At 42.8% G+C, this 20,711-nt stretch carries 18 protein-coding genes and 1 tRNA gene; 11 read left to right on the top strand and 8 right to left on the bottom strand.

Features of this window, described 5'->3' with window-relative positions:
- The 4 genes from B9G53_RS09280 to B9G53_RS09295 all read left to right on the top strand — a co-directional run.
- On the top strand, positions 1-219 hold a 219-nt coding region (locus tag B9G53_RS09280), incomplete at its 5' end, for a roadblock/LC7 domain-containing protein (RefSeq protein WP_176453159.1).
- A gap of 107 nt (positions 220-326) precedes the next feature.
- Positions 327-866: an ATP/GTP-binding protein gene (locus tag B9G53_RS09285; protein WP_094531458.1), complete on the top strand. Its 540-nt coding sequence runs from the start codon at positions 327-329 to the stop codon at positions 864-866.
- Between the two features lie 69 nt (positions 867-935).
- The gene (locus tag B9G53_RS09290; protein ID WP_094531460.1) at positions 936-1,793 is read left to right on the top strand and encodes a DUF4388 domain-containing protein; all 858 of its coding nucleotides are present in this window, start codon (positions 936-938) and stop codon (positions 1,791-1,793) included.
- Positions 1,794-2,216: 423 nt separating this feature from the next.
- A complete protein-coding gene (locus B9G53_RS09295) occupies positions 2,217-3,011 on the top strand; it encodes a tetratricopeptide repeat protein (RefSeq protein ID WP_094531462.1) in 795 nt (264 codons plus the stop codon).
- Positions 3,012-3,073: 62 nt separating this feature from the next.
- On the opposite strand, the gene B9G53_RS09300 is transcribed toward B9G53_RS09295, so the two are convergent.
- Positions 3,074-3,412 (bottom strand): hypothetical protein, encoded by a 339-nt coding sequence (locus B9G53_RS09300; protein WP_094531464.1) that lies wholly within the window; start codon positions 3,410-3,412, stop codon positions 3,074-3,076.
- A gap of 122 nt (positions 3,413-3,534) precedes the next feature.
- On the opposite strand from B9G53_RS09300, the gene B9G53_RS09305 reads away from it, so the two are divergent.
- A complete protein-coding gene (locus B9G53_RS09305) occupies positions 3,535-4,389 on the top strand; it encodes an Rpn family recombination-promoting nuclease/putative transposase (RefSeq protein ID WP_094531466.1) in 855 nt (284 codons plus the stop codon).
- 82 nt (positions 4,390-4,471) lie between these two features.
- Here the strand turns inward: B9G53_RS09305 and B9G53_RS09310 are convergent, their stop codons facing one another.
- A complete protein-coding gene (locus tag B9G53_RS09310; RefSeq protein ID WP_094531468.1) occupies positions 4,472-5,491 on the bottom strand; it encodes a sulfate/molybdate ABC transporter ATP-binding protein in 1,020 nt (339 codons plus the stop codon).
- A 262-nt stretch (positions 5,492-5,753) separates the two neighbouring features.
- Positions 5,754-6,833, bottom strand: a complete 1,080-nt coding sequence (locus B9G53_RS09315; RefSeq protein WP_094531470.1) for a leucine-rich repeat domain-containing protein — start codon at positions 6,831-6,833, stop codon at positions 5,754-5,756.
- A gap of 574 nt (positions 6,834-7,407) precedes the next feature.
- Here B9G53_RS09315 and B9G53_RS09320 point away from each other — a divergent pair.
- From B9G53_RS09320 to hisG, 4 genes are all read left to right on the top strand, one after another.
- Positions 7,408-8,958, top strand: a complete 1,551-nt coding sequence (locus B9G53_RS09320) for a site-2 protease family protein (protein WP_094531472.1) — start codon at positions 7,408-7,410, stop codon at positions 8,956-8,958.
- Positions 8,959-9,308: 350 nt separating this feature from the next.
- On the top strand, positions 9,309-10,760 hold the full coding sequence (locus tag B9G53_RS09325) for a DEAD/DEAH box helicase (RefSeq protein WP_094531474.1): 1,452 nt from the start codon (positions 9,309-9,311) through the stop codon (positions 10,758-10,760).
- A gap of 424 nt (positions 10,761-11,184) precedes the next feature.
- On the top strand, positions 11,185-13,419 hold the full coding sequence (locus B9G53_RS09330; RefSeq protein ID WP_094531476.1) for a PAS domain S-box protein: 2,235 nt from the start codon (positions 11,185-11,187) through the stop codon (positions 13,417-13,419).
- A 180-nt stretch (positions 13,420-13,599) separates the two neighbouring features.
- Positions 13,600-14,232, top strand: a complete 633-nt coding sequence (gene hisG, locus B9G53_RS09335) for an ATP phosphoribosyltransferase (protein WP_094531478.1) — start codon at positions 13,600-13,602, stop codon at positions 14,230-14,232.
- A gap of 33 nt (positions 14,233-14,265) precedes the next feature.
- Here hisG and B9G53_RS09340 read toward each other — a convergent pair whose 3' ends face one another.
- Positions 14,266-14,565, bottom strand: a complete 300-nt coding sequence (locus B9G53_RS09340) for a hypothetical protein (RefSeq protein WP_141211747.1) — start codon at positions 14,563-14,565, stop codon at positions 14,266-14,268.
- Positions 14,566-14,646: 81 nt separating this feature from the next.
- Between B9G53_RS09340 and B9G53_RS09345 the strand changes: the two genes are divergently transcribed.
- Complete coding sequence (locus B9G53_RS09345; protein WP_094531482.1) at positions 14,647-15,936, top strand: tetratricopeptide repeat protein; 1,290 nt, start codon at positions 14,647-14,649, stop codon at positions 15,934-15,936.
- Positions 15,937-15,967: 31 nt separating this feature from the next.
- Here the strand turns inward: B9G53_RS09345 and B9G53_RS09350 are convergent.
- A tRNA-Thr gene (locus tag B9G53_RS09350) sits at positions 15,968-16,039 on the bottom strand.
- Between the two features lie 116 nt (positions 16,040-16,155).
- Between B9G53_RS09350 and B9G53_RS09355 the strand changes: the two genes are divergently transcribed.
- On the top strand, positions 16,156-16,602 hold the full coding sequence (locus B9G53_RS09355) for a DUF29 domain-containing protein (RefSeq protein WP_094531484.1): 447 nt from the start codon (positions 16,156-16,158) through the stop codon (positions 16,600-16,602).
- Positions 16,603-16,673: 71 nt separating this feature from the next.
- Here B9G53_RS09355 and B9G53_RS09360 read toward each other — a convergent pair whose 3' ends face one another.
- From B9G53_RS09360 to B9G53_RS09370, 3 genes are all read right to left on the bottom strand, one after another.
- Entirely contained in the window at positions 16,674-19,019 is a 2,346-nt protein-coding gene (locus B9G53_RS09360) for a secretin N-terminal domain-containing protein (protein WP_094531486.1), read from the bottom strand.
- Positions 19,020-19,255: 236 nt separating this feature from the next.
- Positions 19,256-20,002, bottom strand: coding sequence for a hypothetical protein (locus tag B9G53_RS09365; RefSeq protein ID WP_094531488.1), 747 nt, complete (start codon positions 20,000-20,002; stop codon positions 19,256-19,258).
- Position 20,003: 1 nt separating this feature from the next.
- A complete protein-coding gene (locus tag B9G53_RS09370) occupies positions 20,004-20,711 on the bottom strand; it encodes a PilN domain-containing protein (protein WP_094531490.1) in 708 nt (235 codons plus the stop codon).

Below are 20,711 nucleotides of genomic sequence, written 5' to 3' on the forward strand. Positions count from 1 at the left end.
TCTGCTGCCATGCTATCTTTGGGGGAAAGAATTGGACAAGAATTAGCCAGAGGTGATATTGAACGCATCTTTGTTGAAGGCGACAAAGGCTACGGTATTTTAACAAGCTGTGGGGATGATGCCGTACTTCTAGTATTGGCTGATCAAAAGGCTAAGCAGGGGATTTTGATGTTGGAAATTAAGCGGATTGTTTCAGAAATCAAACAGATTCTAAAATAAACGTTGAATCAATGCTGAGCAACCGATGGTATTAATGCAGATATAAATAGAGCATCATACCTTTTAATTTATCTGCATTACACTTTGCAATCATTCACTTGAACATTATGGAAATTATGCGTTTGGTTGTGACTGGGCCAGTCGGGGCTGGAAAGTCTACTTTTATCAGGTCTGTCAGTGAAATTGAAGTTGTTGACACTGACCGTCAAGCGACTGACGAAACCGCAGATCTAAAACCCAAAACCACTGTTGCCTTTGACTTCGGACGCTTGCAGTTTGGACCAGCAATGGCTCTACATCTGTATGGTACTCCTGGACAATCCCGATTTGATTTTATGTGGGATATTTTGATTAAGCAAGCCCATGCCTATGTCTTGCTTGTCGCAGCCCACCGTCCAGCCGAGTTCCGTTATGCCCGTCGAATTGCCACCTTCATGCATCAACGCCGACAGTTGCCGATGGTGGTTGGACTGACTCATACGGACTGCCCCAATGCTTGGCAATCAGAAAACATTGCGATCGCCCTAGGATATATCAATCCTCAAACCCGTCCCCCCTTCATAACTGTTAATGCTAATGAACAGGCTTCCGTAGCTCAAGCTATTGTTACCCTGATTCAGCATTCCATGCAGGGTTGTTTGGTCTAAAGGAAGTTCCTGTTTTCGCATTCTAATTTTCCACATTCTGATTTTTTGCATAATCAAAGGAGTTAAGTCATGGCTATTTCAGGATACCTATCCGAGTTCTCTCTTCCAGAAATCTTTCGACTGATTGAACAGGGCAATAAAACAGGACGATTAAGTCTTCAAGAACGAGCTAAGATTCCATCCCATAAGGGCAAGATATTTCGGATCTGGTTCAAGCAAGGAAAGATTATTGCAGCAGCGGATCGGATTGACGGACATGGCTTATTGACGATGATTCAAAACCGCGGATGGGTGAGTGCTCAAGTTGCATCCCGCATTAGAGAAGTATGTGCGATCGATCAACCCGCAGGACTATGCTTGAAAGAACAGGGTTTACTAGAAGCTGAACAATTGAAATTGCTGTTTAGTCAGCAGGTGTTACAACAAGTTTGCAAACTGTTCGAGTTACAAGATGGACAGTTCCAGTTTGATACTAAAGTAGCGCCGCCTGTCTCGGAATTGACAGGTTTAGCAGCTCCAGCTAGCGAAGTGACTTTAGCTGGATTACGGGCTTTACGAGACTGGACAATGCTTCTAGATAAACTGCCAGAGGCAGCTTCAGGTCTTGTCAGTACAATTAGTGGTAAACCCCAATTACGATTGAATCAGCTCGAATCACAAGTCTGGGAATTTACCAAAGGCGATGTCACAATTCAGCAGATTGCCAAGCAACTACAATTGCCGCTTCAAAAGATTCAGCAAGTTGCTTTCAGATTGATGACTATGGGACTCGCAGAAGAAGTTCCCTTTGTTGAGGTTGAGATTCCAACTCAACAACAAGACCTTGGGATGCCAGTATCAGGCTCAGCAGCAAGCTCCAATTCAGCGCCGAGCAATGCATTCTTATTAAGCCTTTTAGGTCATCTTAAAATTAAAGCTAACGCTTAAAGGCTTTGGGAACAGATTTTTGATGGTGTGGCTTTTGCCGTGTTATCAAAAATCTGTTCCTTATTAAATTGCATAACCCTTAGAGCGTGTTTGAGAAGTTAATATACATGCAGTTTTTAGCTAAAGCCAATGTTTTAGTCCCCTAAATCCCCCAATTCTGGGGGACTTGAATCTGGTTCCCCCCAGAATTGGGGGGCTAGGGGGGCTAAAGCAAAACTTCTCAAACATGCTCTTAAGTGGGTTTCAAATCAGTAGTTACACTTTCGGGCATTGTTACAACAATTATTCGATTCAAAGAACCACAGGAAAATTTTTGAAAGTGTTGCTTTGCAACACTTTCAAAAATTTTCCTAGTTTGGGTTTAAGCACAAATCGCTGTAAGATAAAAAACAATCTCCACTTTTTGGCAAGGATTCAATACTCATGCGATCACTATTTGCATTTTTTCTTGCCTTGTTTTTGCTTTTGAATCCTGCCTCAGTACAGGCGCAACTCAATATCACCGAAACCGAATCAAATCAACTTGATGCCTTGGTCAAAAAGGCTTTTGATGCAACAAATGTAGGAGAATTTACAGCGGCAGAGGGCTATTGGACTGATTTAATCAAGCTCTATCCTGACAATGCCGCAGGTTGGAGCAATCGCGGCAACTCAAAAATGAGCCAAAACCGTCCTCAAGATGCGCTTGCGGACTACAACAAATCAGTGGAACTTGCTCCTAATTTCCCCGATCCCTATCTCAATCGTGGTGCGGCGCTAGAAAGCTTAGGCAAATGGGAAGAGGCGATCGCTGATTATAATCACGTTTTAGAGATAGATCCTCAAGATGCGGCGGCCTACAACAACCGTGGTAATGCGAAAGCAGGTTTAGGCAAATGGGAAGAAGCGATCACTGATTATCAAACAGCAATGAAAGTCAATTCGCACTTTAGTACAGCCTTAGGGAATAATGCGATCGCTTTGTATGAGGTCGGCAAAAGCGATGAAGCGATTAAGGCGATGAAGAATATTCTCCGCAAATATCCTAACTTTACGGATGTCCGTGCTGCTCTGACTGCGGCGCTTTGGGCAGAAAAAAAACAAGGTGAAGCTGAAAGCAATTGGGTTTCTGTGGAAAATCTTGATCCACGCTATCGAGATATTAATTGGGTCAAAAATATTCGCCGTTGGCCGCCATCACTGGTCACGGCTCTCGACAAGTTTTTAACTCTGAAGTAAAAAAGGGGCTGGCGTAAAACGCCAGCCCCTTTTTTATAGCAATGTAAGTTTTGCTTAGGACATTAATTGGCTTGAGTGTTTGCTGTGGGAATTGAAATCTTCACTTCACGACGTTGTTGATCTCTAAAATTGGAAACAGCTTCATCAAGGGACTCAGCTTGATTTGCTCGAAACTGCTCAGGTGATTTGCCACCAGCAAGGTTGATATTATTAATTAGTTGCAATAAGTTCAGGTTACTACCGCCGACACTAAGTGAGCTTCTCTCTTGTTGTTGCGCTTCACGTAAGGTTTGCTCAGATAGGGTTGGTGCAGGGGTTATCTGAGCGATCGCGCCAGCCGCAGCCAACATAGTGGCGGACACAAGACTTACCGCAGTTAGGGAAATAGTTTTGACAATCATAGTTTTAGCTCCTAAGTAACATCTAATCACTAGTTTATACCAAATTTTTTTGAGGCTGTAGCGATCGGCAGCAAAGTACAGGATTTAGTTTGAGCGCGATCAGTAAATGATAGAATCCCGCAATGATTGATAACATCTGTAAGTATTTAGCAGAGAGCTTCTCCAGAGACTTTGCCAGTTGGATATTGGGCGAAGCAATCACCCTAACCAAAATCGAACCATCGGAACTATCCATCGAACCAATCCGCGCCGACTCCGTAATATTTCTCGAATCAACCGAAATCATCCTGCACATCGAATTTCAGACCGAGCCAAATAAAAATATCCCCTTCCGCATGGCAGACTATCGGCTCAGGCTATATCGTAAATTTCCAGAAAGACAAATACATCAAGTCGTTATCTATCTCAGCCCCAGTCAATCTCTCCTAGTCCATGAAACGACATTTAGCATTGGTAAACTCAACCATGAATTCAACGTCATCAGATTATGGGAACAACCCACAGAAATATTTCAGCGATACCAAGGACTTTTCCCCTTTGCCGTCCTAACCAAAACCTTAGATCCCGAAGAAACCCTAAGACAAGTTGCTAGACAAATCGAAAATATTGCAGACAAACAAGTACAAAGCAACGTCGCTGCATCGACCGCTATAATATCAGGCATAGCCCTGAATAAAGAAATCATCCAAAGACTTTTGAGGAGCGAAATCATGAAAGAATCAGTAATTTATCAAGAAATCTTGCTAGAAGGCGAGGCTAAAGGCGAGGCTAAAGGCGAGGCTAAGGCATCTAACAAAATCGCCCTAAACATGTTGAATTCTAATATTTCCGTAGAATTAGTTGCCAAATTTACAGGGTTAACTCTAAAACAGGTTCAAAAACTGCAAAAACTTTCAGCACAAAAATCAAAGATGCCAAAGCCATCTCAAACTAATCAGCGGAAAGCATCTCCGCTTGGAGAATCGCCAAAAGCCTAATTAGCAAATATCAAACTACAGCGATCGCCTTTTCAAAAAGCTAAAGACTACCAACCTATCTGACGCAATAGATAGCATCTAACTAAATCGAATAATCGAGTGGAAATGACTTGGCATCCTTTGGCTCGATGTGGACATATTGATGAGGTTGCAAATTCAACTCATCGTAGCGTTCACGAGTCAGGTGAGCAGTCAAAACCTGTCCATCGCCTAGCATTAATTCAGCCTGAACTTCCCAACCAAGATGAATCAATCGAGTGATTCTGGCAGATATAGAAGTGCTAGTTGGTTCAAGTTCGATATGAATATCGCGAGGACGAATATAAACATCACTATCGTGCTGATGAATTTCATGAAACTCACTCTTGCGATCGCGATTGGCGGGAAGTACATTCACAGGACCAATAAAGCTCATCACAAAGGGAGTGGCTGGATTATCGTAAACTTCCGCAGGCGTACCAATTTGCTCGATTTTGCCTTTATTCATCACCACGATTTCATCGGATACTTCCATCGCTTCTTCTTGATCATGAGTGACAAAGACACTGGTGACATGCACTTCATCATGGAGACGACGTAACCAAGCCCGTAACTCTTTGCGAACTTTAGCATCGAGCGCCCCAAAGGGTTCATCAAGGAGCAGGACACTGGGTTGAACAGCGAGGGCGCGGGCAAGGGCGACTCGTTGACGTTGTCCGCCCGATAGTTGGGAAGGATAGCGATTGCCTAAACCTTTGAGTTGGATTAGTTCTAGTAATTCTTCGACCCGTTCGGCAATTTTTGCTTTTGATTCTTTGCGAATTTCTAACCCAAAGCCAATATTGCGGCGGATGTTCATATGCTTGAACAGGGCATAATGCTGAAACACAAAGCCAATGTTGCGATCGCGTACATCTTGATCGGTGGCATCCTTACCAGTCAGAAAAATTTTGCCACTATCAGGAGTTTCTAAGCCAGCAATTAATCTTAATAAAGTGGACTTGCCAGAGCCAGACGGACCTAATAAAGCCACCAAAGAGCCAGTTTTGACCTCAAGATTGATATTGTCTAGGGCTAAAAAATCACCAAATTGCTTAACTACGTTTTCTACAACAATGCCCACGTTGCGCTTACCTCAAATTGTCTTAACATGTCCGCCGCGATCGCTTTTACCAACACTTTTACAAAAATGTTGGTAAATCCACAGTTAATCTATGTGTTTACCGTTGATTAAATATAGTCTCACATTATAGCCTTCGTTAAAAGTATTATTCACTTTTTGTATAAACGTTAGGCTCAAATCCAAGAAAAACTTAGTTCAATTTGATCTGCGAAAGCAGGATAATTGCAGGAAAAATGCTTACAATAGCGAACAAAATTTAGATCTAAAAAACCCTCATCCCTCCTATCGAAGTATTGAAATCACAAATATTAGCAGGTTGAATAGGACAAATCTTATGGGGAATTGGGTTTCGAGAAATAACCAGTCTCTCTAAGTTGGTTAGTTTCTGAAGTGGTTTAATTGTCGTAATTTGATTGCCTATTAAAATCAGCCATTGTAATTGCTTTATATTAGCTAGAGGGCTGACATCATTAATGCGATTGAAACTCAGATCGAGAGACTGTAATTGTTCTAAACTAGCTAAAGGGCTAACATCGTTGATGCGATTAGAACTGAGATTAATAGTCTTTAGCTGGATGAGTCCCTGAAGAGGTCGCAGATCGCTGACTTGGTTGTTCGAGAGGAATAGTCTTCTTAGCTTCGTTAGTTTGGCTAGGGGTTGAATATTTTTAATCTGATTATAGTGAAGTTCTAGACTGCGGAGCGATCTCAATTTGCTCAAAGGTTGCAAATTAGAAACTTGAGTGTTCATCAAACTAATTTCTTCCAAGTTAGACAACTGACTTAGAGGCGAAAGATCGGAGACAGCACTATTCCAAATTGTAAATTTTTTTAGCTGAGATAGTCGGCTGATAGGTTGTAAATTCTGAATATTTTTCCCAAACAATACCAAATTTTGCAGCCCTGTTAGTTCGCGCAGAGGAGTAAGATCAGTTAATTTGTCCCCAGCAATAGCTAGAAATTTCAGGTTTTTCATCTTAACCAGTGGTTTAAGATCGGTCAGTTCTTGGCTGATAATATTCATGCTCTGTAACTGATTCAAACTAGCCAAAGGCCGCAGATCAGTAAGTCCAGTAGACCTTGATTTCGGATCGGAATTAATTAGTTCAGTTTGTTCTTGTAGGTTGCGGGATGCTACTTGACAATCCTGACTGCCGCCAGCAGAAAGTAAATAGTTGATCGTCAGTTGGGTCTCTGCAGACCACTGGCTTTTGGTTTGACACCACTCAAGAAATGTTTGAGGTAATGTGGACTCATTGCCCCAAGCAGGTGCGGATATAGTTAGTCCGCAAGCAATAAGCAACCATATTGGTCGAATGGATCGATAAATTAAAGCTTTCATAGTGAAAATAGTTATCTTAAGAGTCGTTTTTTTCTTAGATTTATCTTAATTTCGCCGAATCTATCTTAGCCTAGGTGTTTCAAGAGATAGATCCCCCCTTTCTAGTGAAAAATTAGGCAGTAAAAGCCAAGAATTTACACGAAGCACCGTAACACTAATTCTTGGGTGGGCATAGCAACGTAAGAGGTAGCCAGGACAAATCAAATCCAAAATATGAGTGGCGGCGCGAAGCGCCGCCACTCATATTAAGCAAAACTTACATTGCTATAAGTCTGAATACAAAACCCATAAGTCGTTGGATGTAATTAATTACAAACCAAAACCGATGAATTTGCGCCCCTGCGGGGCGCAAATTCATCGGTTTTGGTTTGTGCAGAGTCGCGCTGCACTAACATTTAAGTGGTCTTGTTATCTATTTTTAGACTGGACAGGGAGTATCTTAAAAACTTCCTGGACAATTAGCTTACGGTTTGTCGCTAAAGTGAATATACAGAACACCGCCAAACTACTCAGAAATTGTAGGGAATTATGGCTTTTTGTCGAGAGTTCCTAGAATTTCCTGTAATTTATTTTTATGATGTCAACTCCACTTCTTCCGATCACCGTATTTATACTCACCCTTGCTTTGCTGGGTTGGGGATATTTTCGTTCCCGCAAGTTTGGCAAGCTTGGGTTACTATCTTGGCTGCAATTCTTGGCTCTTATGTCGCCTTGGTTAGTTTACTTTGGCTTATTTGTATCGGGTGTTTTTATAAATTTCACAACGCTATTATTCCTATTGCTGGGTTCCACGATCGCCTATGTGGCAGTCAGCAATCAATTACGTAAAGCCGTCGCTGAGGAAAAATCAGTGATCGAGCAGAAACTTAAACAAGATCTTGAAGCAGGCGATCACACTACTTCTCCTAATAACTCAACCAATAAACCACCGATTAATTCTCCGATTGCTGTGGCTATGTCTCAGGGTCGCACACAGCTAAAACTGTTTAAGGCGCTTCCTGCGGAAGATATGAAGCTAATTCAGGGGATATTTGGGATTGAAACCTATTACGTTACGGAGACGATTCCCTATCAAGAAGGAGCAATTTTTAAAGGGAATTTGCGCGGTGAGCCTGATGTCGTGCATGATCGCCTCACCAAGTCCCTCAGTGATCGCCTTAGCGATAAATACAATCTATTTTTAGTGGAAGGTCAAGATCGCAAACCTGTGGTGATTGTATTGCCTAGCCGAGTCAGCACTATTGATAACAATACGATTCCTCAAAGAATATTAATTGCAGTGTTGATTGTGGCAAATGGTTATACAGCATTGAATCTGGGCGCATTAGTTGCGGGTATTCCTGTGGTACAAGCACCTCAAGAGTATTTAGTAGGATTACCCTTTGCCCTTGGAATTGGCACAATTTTGGGTGTGCGCGAGTTGGCGATGCGGATGATGGCAAAGAAATATAAGGTAACGATGAGTTTGCCTTTTCTTTTGCCTTCGTCACAATTAGGCTCTTTCGGTGCGTTCAGTCGGATTTCTTCGCCATTGCCCAATCGTCTTGCTCTGTTTGATATTGCGATCGCTCCAGCCGTAGTTAGTGGAATACTATCTTTGGGCTTGTTGCTTGTGGGTTTGTACTTATCCGCGATCGGAATGGGCAGTATTGACATTCCCAGTCAAATTTTCCAAGCTTCAGTATTAGCAGGAACCTTAGCCAAACTCTTCCTTGGTGATGCATTACATACTAACTTTGTTTCGATTCATCCCTTAGTGATTCTGGGTTGGCTCGGCTCAGTGATCACCGCCTTAAATTTGATGCCCGCAGGTCAGTTAGATGGTGGTCGGATTGTGCAATCAATCTATGGACGACGCACAGCTAGCTGGACAACAGTATTAACCTTGATTTTCCTAGTGATTGCCACAGTGATTAATCCATTGGCGCTCTATTGGGGTGGCATTATCTTGATTCTATTGCGAGATCTGGAACGTCCAATGTTGAATGAACTCTCAGAACTCGATGGCGATCGCGAAGCATTGGGTGTAGTAGCGCTCTTTTGGATGTTGATTACTTTACTTCCACTTACTTCTGGTGTTGCGGAACGACTGGGTATTGGAAGTGGTGGTGGACTTCTACCATAGAGGTTTTGCACTTTAATAAAGAACCGATTTTTTGTGGTGCAGCTTCGCTGCACCACAAAAAATCGGTTCTTTAGGTATTACTATAAATCACGAACCTCTGCTAAGATGTAAGCCTACAGTGTCTGCTCCCAGTCATTGATGCTGTTGACACGTTATAAAATTCTGTCTCTGATCCGTCTGACACCAAATTTCAAAAAATGGTAACTCCAGCTTTTGAAGCTTTAAAATCCCCCCTGATTATTTTTTCTGTAAGGTTTTAGATTCTTAGGAATGTCGCAAAACTCTAAGAATTGGTACGACTACAAATGGCTACGCTAACAGCGACAGACCGATAAAAAATTTGGAGTTCTATGTCTTCTTCCTCAATTACATTGCCTGTAAAGAAATCTTCTGTACCTCATAAATCCTCTACACCGATCGCCTCAGCACAGGGTTTCTCAGCATTAGGTTTGTCTGAGCAAATTGTCCGTGCGGTCGCAGCTCGTGGCTATACTAATCCCACACCAATTCAGTCGCAAGCGATCCCCGTCGTCCTCTCAGGTCGTGATCTATTAGCAGGCGCTCAAACTGGTACGGGCAAAACCGCAGGATTTACCCTGCCAATTTTGCATTTACTTTCTCACAAAGTCGTCAAGCGATCGGCTACGGGGAAAATCCCGATCCGCGCCCTAATCCTCACGCCCACCCGTGAACTCGCCGCCCAAGTCGAAGAAAGCGTACAGACCTATGGCAGGCATCTGCCTCTCACCTCAATGGTGATCTATGGCGGTGTGAATATTAATCCCCAAATCAATCGCCTTAGAGGTGGTGTCGAAATCTTGGTGGCAACCCCCGGACGCTTGCTCGACCATGTGCAGCAGGGTCGATTAGACTTGTCGCAAGTTGAAATTTTGGTGCTAGATGAAGCCGATCGCATGTTGGATATGGGCTTCATTCGGGATATCAAGCGAATCTTGGCATTATTACCAAAACAACGCCAAAATCTCTTGTTTTCGGCAACTTTCTCCAATGAGATTAAAGCCTTTGCTAATACCTTGCTCAATCAGCCTGTAATGGTGGAAGTGGCTAGCCAAAATGCTACTGCCGATTTAGTAACGCAAAGAGTCTTTCCTGTTGATCGCGATCGCAAGCGCGAGTTACTCACCCATTTAATCAAGACTCACAATTGGTATCAGGTACTTGTGTTTACCCGTACTAAACATGGAGCTGATCGCCTAGTCAAGCAATTGCATCAAGATGACATTGTGGCGATGGCAATTCATGGCAATAAGAGCCAAGCTGCCCGTACTCGTTCTCTTGGGAAATTTAAGGATGGCAGTTTACAAGTCTTAGTCGCTACGGATATCGCTGCACGAGGCTTGGATATTAGTGAACTGCCCCATGTGGTTAACTACGAGTTGCCGAACGTGCCTGAGGACTATGTACATCGGATCGGACGTACGGGACGTGCAGGCTCGTCAGGTGAGGCGATCTCATTAGTATGTGTGGATGAGCGTAAGTTCCTCTCAGATATTGAGAAACTGATCAAGCGATCGCTACCCCAAGAAATCATTACTGGTTTCGAGCCTGATCCCCGCGCTAAGCCTGAACCCATTCAAGTAGGACAGCGACAAAAGCAGCAACCTAGACGTGGTGGACATAGCGATCGTAATCCAATTGCAAAACCATCAAATTCGTCAGTAGCTAGCAAATCTCCCGCTAAACCACAACCAAGAAATCAATCTGGCAAAAGCAACTCTCAATCTGTGGCTCAACCAGTGAGATCTGAACGCGGAGACTCACATCACAACCGTAATCGTTAGTTATCCAAAAGCACAAAATGGCTACGCCATTTTGTGCTTTTAAAACCCTTCGTGGGATTGTTTTTTGATGTCTATAGCAATGTAAGTTTTGCTTAGGACATAAAACCCAAAAGATGAGTGGCGGCGCTTCGCGCCGCCACTCATCTTTTGGGTTTTGATTTGTCCTACTCCTTTCCCACCGAAAAAATAGACATATAAAACCAAGAATAGACGTTGCGGCGCGAAGCGCCGCAACGTCTATTCTTTTACTGGGAAGGGAGTAAGCAAAACTTACATTGCACTAAAAGTGTGATCACACTTTTAGACATTGATATTATTGAGGTATTCCATAACAATGAAAGCGAAAGAGGGGCGCTTTGCGCCCCCCTTTCGCTTTCATTGTTATATTATATAAGTCTTAGCCAGACTAAAACATGGATGCTTTATGGGAATGCGCCTTTGCCTCGAATTGATCGCAACCTCGATTCAGCAACTGCATGAGCTAGAGCATATTGCAGCATCATCCGCCTCATCTTCTGAAGAAATCGAGACAAGAAATCTCAATCTAGAAGATGCTGTTAATGTTTTGCACGCTAGCTTAACAGAACTCGAAGTTTGTCAACGATCGTTTGCAGGAGAACTAGATAAATATCGCGAACTATTTGATTTTGCCCCCGATGGTTATTTTGTAACTGATGCTAATGGAGACATCTCTGAAGCTAACCGAGCCGCTACATTGATGTTTGGTTCACAGCCAATTGGTCAAAACTTAGAAAACTTTGTCTATCCTACCTATAAAGAGCAGTTTCAAATATTATTAGGTCAACTACAACGTGGGCAAAATATCAAGAGTTTGGACTTTCGGATGCAGTTTCCGACAGGGCAACCATTTGATGCTAGTTTTACAATCATCAGTATTCGCACTCCCTTAGATGGGCGGGTAACTGGGATGCGTTGGTGGATTCAAGACATTACCCAACGCAAACAAGAAATTGATAAATTGCAGCAGTCTCATCAACGCTTAGAGATTCGCGTTGCCGAAATGAACGCTAAACTCAACCTGATGGACCGTCAAATTAGGGTAGAAAGAGAAGAACAACGTCGTATTTCTCGAAACCTCACTCGTAACGAAGCAAAACTACGGGCGATGATGCAGTACTCCTCCGATATTGTGAATATCCTTGATATTGATACCACGATTCACTATTGTAGTCCCGCACTATTTAAGATTTTAGGCTATCTGCCTGAAGATATAATTGGCAAAAAATTTGTGCAGTTTATCCATCCCGATGACTTACCAATTTTCCAGAACTTTCTAACTCAATCTGTCGATACTCTATCCGTATCAATACCAATTGTGATGCGTTATCAACATATTAATGGTGATTGGATTCATCTAGAATCAGTTTGCTGTAATCTTTTGCAAGATGCGAATGTCCAAGGCTTAGTGATCAATTCCCGTGACATTACAGAACGTAAGCGCACAGAAACAGCTTTACAAGACAGCGAACTTAGATTAGCGGCGATCGCCTCAAGTATGCCTGCTACTCTTTATCGCCTAGCGATCTCACCTGAAGGGAAAATTTCCATTCCATTTATCAGTGATGGATTAATCGATCTGGTCGGTATCTCACCGAGATATGCGATTTCTTCTCCATACCAATTATTAGATCTGATTCATCCTGAAGATGTTGATCAATTCAAAGCTCTGATCAAAGCTGGCTTTGATAAACTTGCGACTTTTCGTCATGAGTTTCGCGTGATTGCGATTTCTGGAGAAGTAAAGTGGGTTCAAAATATTGCTCGCTACTATCATACGGATTCAGGTTCGGTGTTTGCTGATGGAGTATGTATTGACATTAGCGAAAGGGGAGAAGCGGAATCTAGTCTCCAACGCACCAATGAACTATTACGCGCCGTGATTAAGGCTGTTCCTGTGGCGATCGATATTGTCAGTCCTGAAGGAAAAGTTTTGTTATGGAACGCTGCCGCCGAAAAATTATTTGCTTGGAATACTTCTGCGATCGTCGGTTATCCTGTCCCAAGTATTCCTGAGTCTCAAGCATTGGAACTACAAGCAGCTATTCTTGATACGCTAGCAGGTCGTCCCCTTGAAGAGTTCCCTATGACTTTTCAACTGCGTGATGGAAGTTGGACAAATGTGAGTATCTCGACTGTTCTCGTTCATGATCCTCATGGCAAGATTGTGGGTGTATTACGAATTATTGATGAAGTAGGCGATCGCTTTTCTATTAGCTCAGATTATAGTCAGACAATCGAGCTTGAGCAAGTCCATAATTCGTCACTGCTCCGTTCTGGTACTGAGGCGATCGCTAATTATGTAACCATTAATGCCAATACACTGCTTAATCAATACAAAATCGGTCAACGCAATTTTGCGGGCTTAAATTTGCGCGGCGCTTATTTTGTGGAAGCTAATTTACAACAAGTAGATTTTAGTGGAGCTGCTCTAAATGGTAGTAATTGCAGCCATGCCAATTTCCAATCAGCAAATTTACGTGGCGCAGATCTTAGAGGTGCAAACTTCCAATATGCCGATTTGCAACATGCAGATTTGCAGGGTGCAGATTTGCGGGGTGCAGACTTAAGGGGGGCAGATACAACGGGGGCAATTCTTGATGAGAGTAATTTACAAGGCGCTCTTTTGTCGGTTAATTAACCCAAGGAGGGAGTTGCGGCGCTTCGCGCCGCAACTCCCTCCTTGGGTTTTGGTTTGTACTAGCTAACTCTTCTTTTGCTATACCCCCCCAAATAGAGTTGCGACGCTTTGCGTCGCAACTCTATTTGGAGGTTATAGCTATAGAATTAACTATGACCAACGCTCTAAGCAAACCATTCCATGTTTACCTTCGCACTGCCCAAAGGCTCACTATTAAAAGACTCGATCCGCTTACTTCAAGGCGTAGGACTCGACTTTAGTGTTTTTCTTGATCCAGCAAACCGTCAACTGCAAATCTTAGATCCCACAGGAACCGCTAGAGCCTTGCTGGTCAGAGCGCAGGATGTGCCTGTATATGTAGAATATGGACAAGCCCAAGCAGGCATCGTCGGCGAAGATGTCTTACGTGAAAAAACGCCCAAAGTTGCCAGATTACTAGACTTAGGCTTCGGCGGCTGTCGGATGTCGATCGCCGTTTCAGGAGAGAGTCGCTATCGATCGCCCTTAGATCTCCCACCCCATAGCCGCATTGCCTCTAAATATGTCGGATGCGCCCAGACCTACTTTGACAGCATTGATTTACCTGTCGAGATTATTCCCCTGTATGGCTCCGTCGAGCTTGGTCCCATTACAGGTATGGCTGAGGCGATCGTTGATTTAGTCTCAACAGGCAAAACCTTAAAGGATAACGGACTGATTGAAATTGAAGTTTTATATCAAAGCACAGCACGATTGATTGCCCATCCGCTTAGTTATCGCCTCCATAGCGATCGCTTTAGCAAACTGATGAGCCAAATCCAAGTTCCTACCTAAGCAAAAAAGAAGCGTTTCACGCTTCTTTTTTGTTTAATCGGATAATTTTTGCCATGCCGATCTCGCTGCTTTTTGGATGCGACTAACAGTTTTAGAGACTTTTTTCTCTATTTTCTGCTCGACATTTTCTAAAGCCTCATTCACTGACTCTACAGCCCAGCTATCAAATTCCTCAAGGCGATCGCGCACTGAGTCAACCTGTTTGTCAACATTTTTATGGGCTTTTTTAAAATTTTTGTCATACTGCTGTTGAGCGACATCAACAACTGTATGCAGGGTTTTCTCGATCTTGTGCTTGATATCTTTCGTTTTTTCTTTCGGTTTTTTGGACATCGTGTTAACTCCTGCGTGATGCAATGCAAAAGTATGAGTTTCATTTATCATATCGCTATAGCTTGAGTAGCAAGTACAGCCATGACACAAGATTTTAATGAAGATTTCTATCAACAGGGGTTGGCAAAGGCAAAATCAGGCGATCGCTATGGCGCTATACAGGCTTTTAGCTGCGCGATTGTGGCTAATCTTCAATTAGCAGAAGCCTACTATCAGCGTGGTTTAGTCCTCTTTGATTTGGGCGATCGCCAAGGTGCGATCGCTGACTATGACCAAGCGCTCAAGCTCAAACCTGAGACAATCGATGTATATATTGCTCGCAGTATCACCCGTATAGCGATCGCGAATATTAGCGGCGCACAGGCTGATATCGCCCAAGCTTTGATAATTAATCCCAAATCGGCGATCGCCCATCAGTTACTAGGCTTGACCTACAAGCAACAAAATCAAATCGAAAAGGCGATCGCTACTTACAAAAAAGCTGCTAGTTTATTTCTAGAACTTCGTGATGAAGAAAATTGTCGCCGTTGTATCGAGAGCTATAAACCGCTAGAAGCTTTATTACCGCCATCAACGGAAGATCTATTTGTGAATGTGCAGCAAAAAATTGATAAGAGTGACTATACAAATGCCCTAATCGATCTCAATTGGCTTTTACAAATTGAGCCCAAAAATGTGAAGGCATTTTGCTTGCGGGGCTTAGTTTTGGGGAAATTAGGCGATCCTCAAAGTGCGCTCAAAGATCTTAATCAAGCACTATTTCTAGAACCGCAAAACCCAGAAGTTCGCATCGGTCGGGGCAAAATACGTGTGGAAATTGGGGACGCGCAGGGAGCGATCGCTGATTTTAATGAGTTACTCCGCGAATATCCCAGCAATAGCGAAATTTATAACCATCGCGCTAAGGCTCACCTCAAACTTAAAGACTATCGCACTGCAATTGAAGATTTTTCGCGATCTCTAGCTCTCAATAATCAAAGTCCTCAACTTTATTGCGATCGTGCCGAAGCAAGATATGACTTTGGCGATCTCAAGGGGGCGATCGATGATTACCAACAGGCGGCTAATATTTGGTTTAACCGCTCACTCATGGATCGCTATCAGTATGCCCTCACACGCATCAATCTCTGGCAATCGGAACTCGAAAAACAAACCCAAGAGCAGAAGCGTCAACTTGCCAATGCTGCGGCTACCGTAGACTTGATGCAGATGCCAAGTTTAGAATTACAACAGCGTTTACTCGGTTTAGTCGGCGGTAATATGGCGATCGCTCAGCGCCTCATAGACATCGCCAAACAAGAACATCCAAATATGCCCGAAGCTTGGTATTGGCAAAAAGTGGTTTTCGATCTAGAAAGCGATCGGCAATAAAAAAGGTTGCAATGCAACCTTTTTTATATAAAGCCCTCAACGGGATTTGAACCCGTGACCTTTCCCTTACCAAGGGAATGCTCTACCCCTGAGCCATGAGGGCATTTTTTAACGCTTTGTAATTATGACACAGCAACGCACATTTTTTACAAGCTCAGAGAAATATTTTTACTAGGCTAAAATAGCTCCTTGTTTGATTAAGTATATGCTCACTTTTTTATGAACACAACAAAGGCTTTATACGAAACTGACTTTAATCTTTGGCTGACAGAAACTGTAAATCTATTACGCAAAGGAGATGTTGAAAAATTGGATTTGGAGAATCTTGCTGAAGAAGTTGAAGATATGGGGAATAATCGCAAAGATGCTTTAGAAAGTAATTTGATTCGGGTTTTGCAGCATCTACTCAAATGGAAATATCAACCTCAAAAGCGAACTAATAGCTGGAAAGCTTCAATTACTGAGCATTCTCTTCGCTTAAATAAAGCTTTCAAAAAGAGTCCTAGTCTTAAGCCTTATTTTGAAGATGTATTTGCAGAATGCTATCAAGATGCAAGATTGATCACGGCTCAGGAAACAGGTTTGGATATTAGTACTTTTCCAGAAATTTGTCCTTTTGAACAAGTGAATATTTTGAATCCTCAATATTTACCTGAAGATTCATAAAAAACAGCCTTGGAAATATTTCCAAGGCTGTGAAAAAGGGAGTGTAAATAAAGAAGGAAAATATGAAAAGGTTATTGAACCTTGCGTTGATTGCTGTCTAGAACTTTCTGAACCTCTGGACCTGGTTGATAGGTATAACCCCAATTTGCGTCTTGACTATCATCAATAATGCGTGGTGTAACGACAATCACAATTTCACTACGAGTGTTGTTAGTAATTTGTGAACGGAACAAAGCACCGATGATCGGTAGATCGCCTAGTAATGGAACTTTGCTCACAGATTCAACATCTTGATCTCGAATAATTCCTGATAAAACTAGTGTCTGGTTGTCTCGTAGGCGAATCTTTCCAGAATTAACAATACGTTTGTTGATAGATCTTACAAAAACAGGAATACCATCCGAAGAAATTTCGTTCACAACTAGCTCTCCAGGAGCACTAATTGATGGAGAAATAGATAGGTTGATAAATCCATTATCATCAATCCTTTCAACTTGAATATTGAGTGCCAAGCCCACATCTTCTACCGTAATCGTTTGAATCGCAGGAGTTGTGATATTTCCTGTTGCTTCACTCCTAATCGCAGGTGTAACAACACTCTTAGTTGCAACACCTTCGGTTAGACTCACAGTGCCAGTTTCACCTTCTTGTACTGTAATGGATGGATCGGTTATTACTTTAGCGTTACTGTTATTGATATTTAGATTTAGCGCTGCAACAAGCTGTTGAGGATTAAACACTGAAGCAAAAGTGGCAGCAGCATTGTTTAGATTCAAAAGTAAATCACCAGAAGTAGATGAAATGTCTGTTCTAGTGCTGCTACCAGATGTGCTAGGAGAAAAAGACAAAGACGAAGCGAAGGTTTGACCTTGCAATAAACGAACTTCGACAACTTTTACATTAACAGTGACTTGTCTCTTGCGAGTATCGAGTCGAGCTAGTTGTACTTCGGCAAACTCAATCTGCCTAGGACTACCAATCAATGTTAGTGAGTTGCCACGTTCCTCAGCAATTACCTGTAACCCTTTTAGGAGTGGAGTAGCGCCAGATTCTGGAGTAATCGCAATTGTTTCTAAGGTTGGAACTACTTCAGTTGGGATGTTTACAACTGTAGTAGCGGCAGTTCCAACAGTTGCAGTTTGTGCACCTGGAATAGGACGTTGACGGTTGACAACACGAGAAGCTCCTAAACCAATTAGATAGGCTGATGCTTCACCAACAGTGATTTGGTTGAGTCGATAGCTCTTAGAAGTTAGGTTTTTTAAAGTTACAGGAAGCTTCGTCGCTACAAAAATGGTCTGACCAATGCGATTTGCTTCTAGTCCAGTAATTCGCAATACATTATTGAAGACATCTTGAGCGGTTTCATTCTCAATCGAGAGGCTAACTGGTTGTTTTAAACCCGCAGCACCAGTTGTTGCAGGAGCAGCAGCACCAGTAGTAGAAGGAGCTTCTGCGGAGACAACGCTTAAGCCTGCCACACGACCAATCAGTGTCAGAACCTCGATCGCAGGAGCATCACGCAAGGTAATTCTCGGTACACGTTCAGCCGTACCAAGCTCAACAATATCCGCTCGGAGTTTAGACGTTGTTGTGGCAATGTCCCCAACAGGCGGAGTTTTTAGTTGGCGGAAAGGTGGTACAACTCCAGGTACACGACCTGGCAACTGTGGAGTTACAGGATTTGCCACAGGTGGTGGAACTGAATTTGGAGCATTGCTTTGTGCAACGCGAGTCTTCCCATCAGGAGTGGTGATTGTAACTTTAGGCTCAAATAATGGCTGACCGACAGAAGAACTAGTTGTATTTTGAGCAATTAAAACTCGATCAGGATCAGAGGCATTTTTACTATTGATGACTCCCGATTCAGGCGCATTTGCTGCCGAGAGCGTACTAGCTTGCGTTGCCGAAGGTTGCATCTCTAAGCTAAATACTAGGCTATCACTAGTATCTTGACGCTTGATCAAATCCTTAATCATCTCTGGATCATTAGCAGTCACCCGAATACGAACTTTATTCGCCGCGTACTGAGTCGCCTCGATCGCTGTAATTCCCGGTGCAGGATTCGCCTTCGCATAGCTAGCATTACCATTGCCTAATTGCAACTGTGCGCCATTTAATACCGCCACCCAGGCTTTACCTTGCTTGGTATAGGTGACTTGAGGGCGATCGCTACTGGCAAAGTTTAAAGTGAGATTGAGGCGATCGCCTGCCACATCTGTATTGATATCAGTAATCCGACTCGCTACTGCCACTACATCAGTTTGATTTGCAGAAACAGGGCTTTGGGTAGCATTTTGAGCTTGGCTAGGCGCGATCGCCAAAACCTGTGGGCAACTCGCGGCAATCAGAAACCAGCAAGCCAAAGACTTACCATTCAAATTCGCATTCAACCTATCGTTCAATTTGGCATTCATAATTACACTCCTCTTGTCCCTTACGGAACTCAATACACTTAATCTTTGTAGTAAATCTGTAGAAACTTGAACATGTCCTAACTAAAAGAACGACATAACCAAGACAGAATTGACGCGATTATGGTGCGAGATTATACCATACTTTGTCAATTTCAAATCAAAAAAATAATATGTCTGTAAATTAGGACAATCAGCAATCAGTGCATTAGCAAGGGGCTTAAGCCCCTTGTCAGTATTTATTTTGGTGGCGCAGCAGCAGCCGCCGCCTTAAGCTCCTCTTCGGTTTTTGGTACAAAAGCTTGCAGAGTAAAATCTGCTCCAATTAATGGCGGTAAGCTATCCAAAATGTCTTTTTCTTTGCCAGCCGCGATCGGGCGTGAAAACTTAAAAGTAGTAGTTGGTAAAGCCTTCTTAGTTAGTTTTAAATCTTTGACAATTAGCAAAGGTCTTAAACGCTCAATTCTCTGAATTGTATTCAACACATCTTCAAACTTGCCATCAAAACCAACCGTAAAGGAATAGGTATTATACTGTGGACCTAAAACTGGTGCAGTGGGTTGAAAAGTCCTTAGAGTTCCTGCTAATTCGTAGGAAAAATCAGGTGGTAAAGCAATCACAATTGTTTTGGGAATCTGCTCTTGAATATCGCGGATTAGCGTATCAATGTTATCTACATTTGGCAAAAGTGATAGAACAAATTTATTCTGCTGATTTGCCGCCTCAATTTTTTGAGCAATATTGCCTTTGCTTGCGACTTGCCCTTCTAAAGTTACAACATTAGTCTTTTTCGTCTCAATATTTTTTTGACCAGACTGAACTGATTCCCAGATTGGCATGACATAGCTACTAGCCACATATGCAGCTAAACCAACGCCGCCAACTCCGATCAAGATTCCTAAAATCTTTGAAGTAAAGGTGATGCCAAATAGAGTTACACCACCTCCAACTTCTTCAATTCCTGAAGCAGCTCCAACGTTTGTCATTTTATTTGATTACTCCCTGTTGCTTTAATAGATTGACTCTGGTAACTAACCCATCGGCTCCTGTCTTTTGGAGTTCAGGCAAGAGCTCCGCAGGACTTTGTGAGGTAATAGCTGTACGGATTTGGAAGTTGACCAAGGTAAAGTTCTTATCAGAAGTTGCTGGTTGTAAGGCTGATGAGACTAATATTGTGTCCTTATCCTCTAGTAAAGGCGATGCTTTAAGTAACAATAGAAAGTCATTTAGTTCATTGTAGCTAGTTGCTTTGCCTGTCAGAGAGATCGTGGTTGTTGCCCGCTCCGTAGCCGATGCTGCAACTGATGCTTGGGTAATCGCCTCAACCTGAACCGTAATCGGAGTGCGTTTTCTGATGTCATCAGCGATCGCACTCACAGGGAAATTACCAACAAACAGATTTACCAGTTCGCCAGTTCTGGCTTCAATGGCTTGTAATTCAGTTTCTTGAGTCTTCAAAGCTGTAAGCTTGCTATTTAGTTGAGACTCCTTAGCAGTTAAAGCAGAAAGCTCCTGTTGAATACCCTCATTTTGTGAGTTTAGAACCAGAAATGCACCGCCAACTATGGCAAAGGCAACCACAGCCGCCGCACCACCATAGATTAAAAACTGAGAATCAGCGATCGGTGGACGTTCTGCGGCTTGAGCTTCATCAGCAACGCGATCGCTTAAAAAATTAATATCAAGTGTATACAT

Source organism: Pseudanabaena sp. SR411, from assembly GCF_002251945.1.
Taxonomy (GTDB): Bacteria; Cyanobacteriota; Cyanobacteriia; order Pseudanabaenales; family Pseudanabaenaceae; genus Pseudanabaena.

Bases quoted from the DNA above. Each gene is read 5' to 3' on its own strand.
- hisG (WP_094531478.1), top strand. From the start codon at position 13,600: ATGTTTACCTTCGCACTGCCCAAAGGCTCACTATTAAAAGACTCGATC.
- B9G53_RS09300 (WP_094531464.1), bottom strand. From the start codon at position 3,412: ATGATTGTCAAAACTATTTCCCTAACTGCGGTAAGTCTTGTGTCCGCC.
- B9G53_RS09340 (WP_141211747.1), bottom strand. From the start codon at position 14,565: ATGTCCAAAAAACCGAAAGAAAAAACGAAAGATATCAAGCACAAGATC.
- B9G53_RS09330 (WP_094531476.1), top strand. From the start codon at position 11,185: ATGGGAATGCGCCTTTGCCTCGAATTGATCGCAACCTCGATTCAGCAA.
- B9G53_RS09365 (WP_094531488.1), bottom strand. From the start codon at position 20,002: ATGACAAACGTTGGAGCTGCTTCAGGAATTGAAGAAGTTGGAGGTGGT.
- B9G53_RS09315 (WP_094531470.1), bottom strand. From the start codon at position 6,833: ATGAAAGCTTTAATTTATCGATCCATTCGACCAATATGGTTGCTTATT.
- B9G53_RS09325 (WP_094531474.1), top strand. From the start codon at position 9,309: ATGTCTTCTTCCTCAATTACATTGCCTGTAAAGAAATCTTCTGTACCT.
- B9G53_RS09320 (WP_094531472.1), top strand. From the start codon at position 7,408: ATGATGTCAACTCCACTTCTTCCGATCACCGTATTTATACTCACCCTT.
- B9G53_RS09370 (WP_094531490.1), bottom strand. From the start codon at position 20,711: ATGTATACACTTGATATTAATTTTTTAAGCGATCGCGTTGCTGATGAA.
- B9G53_RS09285 (WP_094531458.1), top strand. From the start codon at position 327: ATGGAAATTATGCGTTTGGTTGTGACTGGGCCAGTCGGGGCTGGAAAG.
- B9G53_RS09295 (WP_094531462.1), top strand. From the start codon at position 2,217: ATGCGATCACTATTTGCATTTTTTCTTGCCTTGTTTTTGCTTTTGAAT.
- B9G53_RS09305 (WP_094531466.1), top strand. From the start codon at position 3,535: ATGATTGATAACATCTGTAAGTATTTAGCAGAGAGCTTCTCCAGAGAC.
- B9G53_RS09290 (WP_094531460.1), top strand. From the start codon at position 936: ATGGCTATTTCAGGATACCTATCCGAGTTCTCTCTTCCAGAAATCTTT.
- B9G53_RS09360 (WP_094531486.1), bottom strand. From the start codon at position 19,019: ATGAATGCCAAATTGAACGATAGGTTGAATGCGAATTTGAATGGTAAG.
- B9G53_RS09355 (WP_094531484.1), top strand. From the start codon at position 16,156: ATGAACACAACAAAGGCTTTATACGAAACTGACTTTAATCTTTGGCTG.
- B9G53_RS09345 (WP_094531482.1), top strand. From the start codon at position 14,647: ATGACACAAGATTTTAATGAAGATTTCTATCAACAGGGGTTGGCAAAG.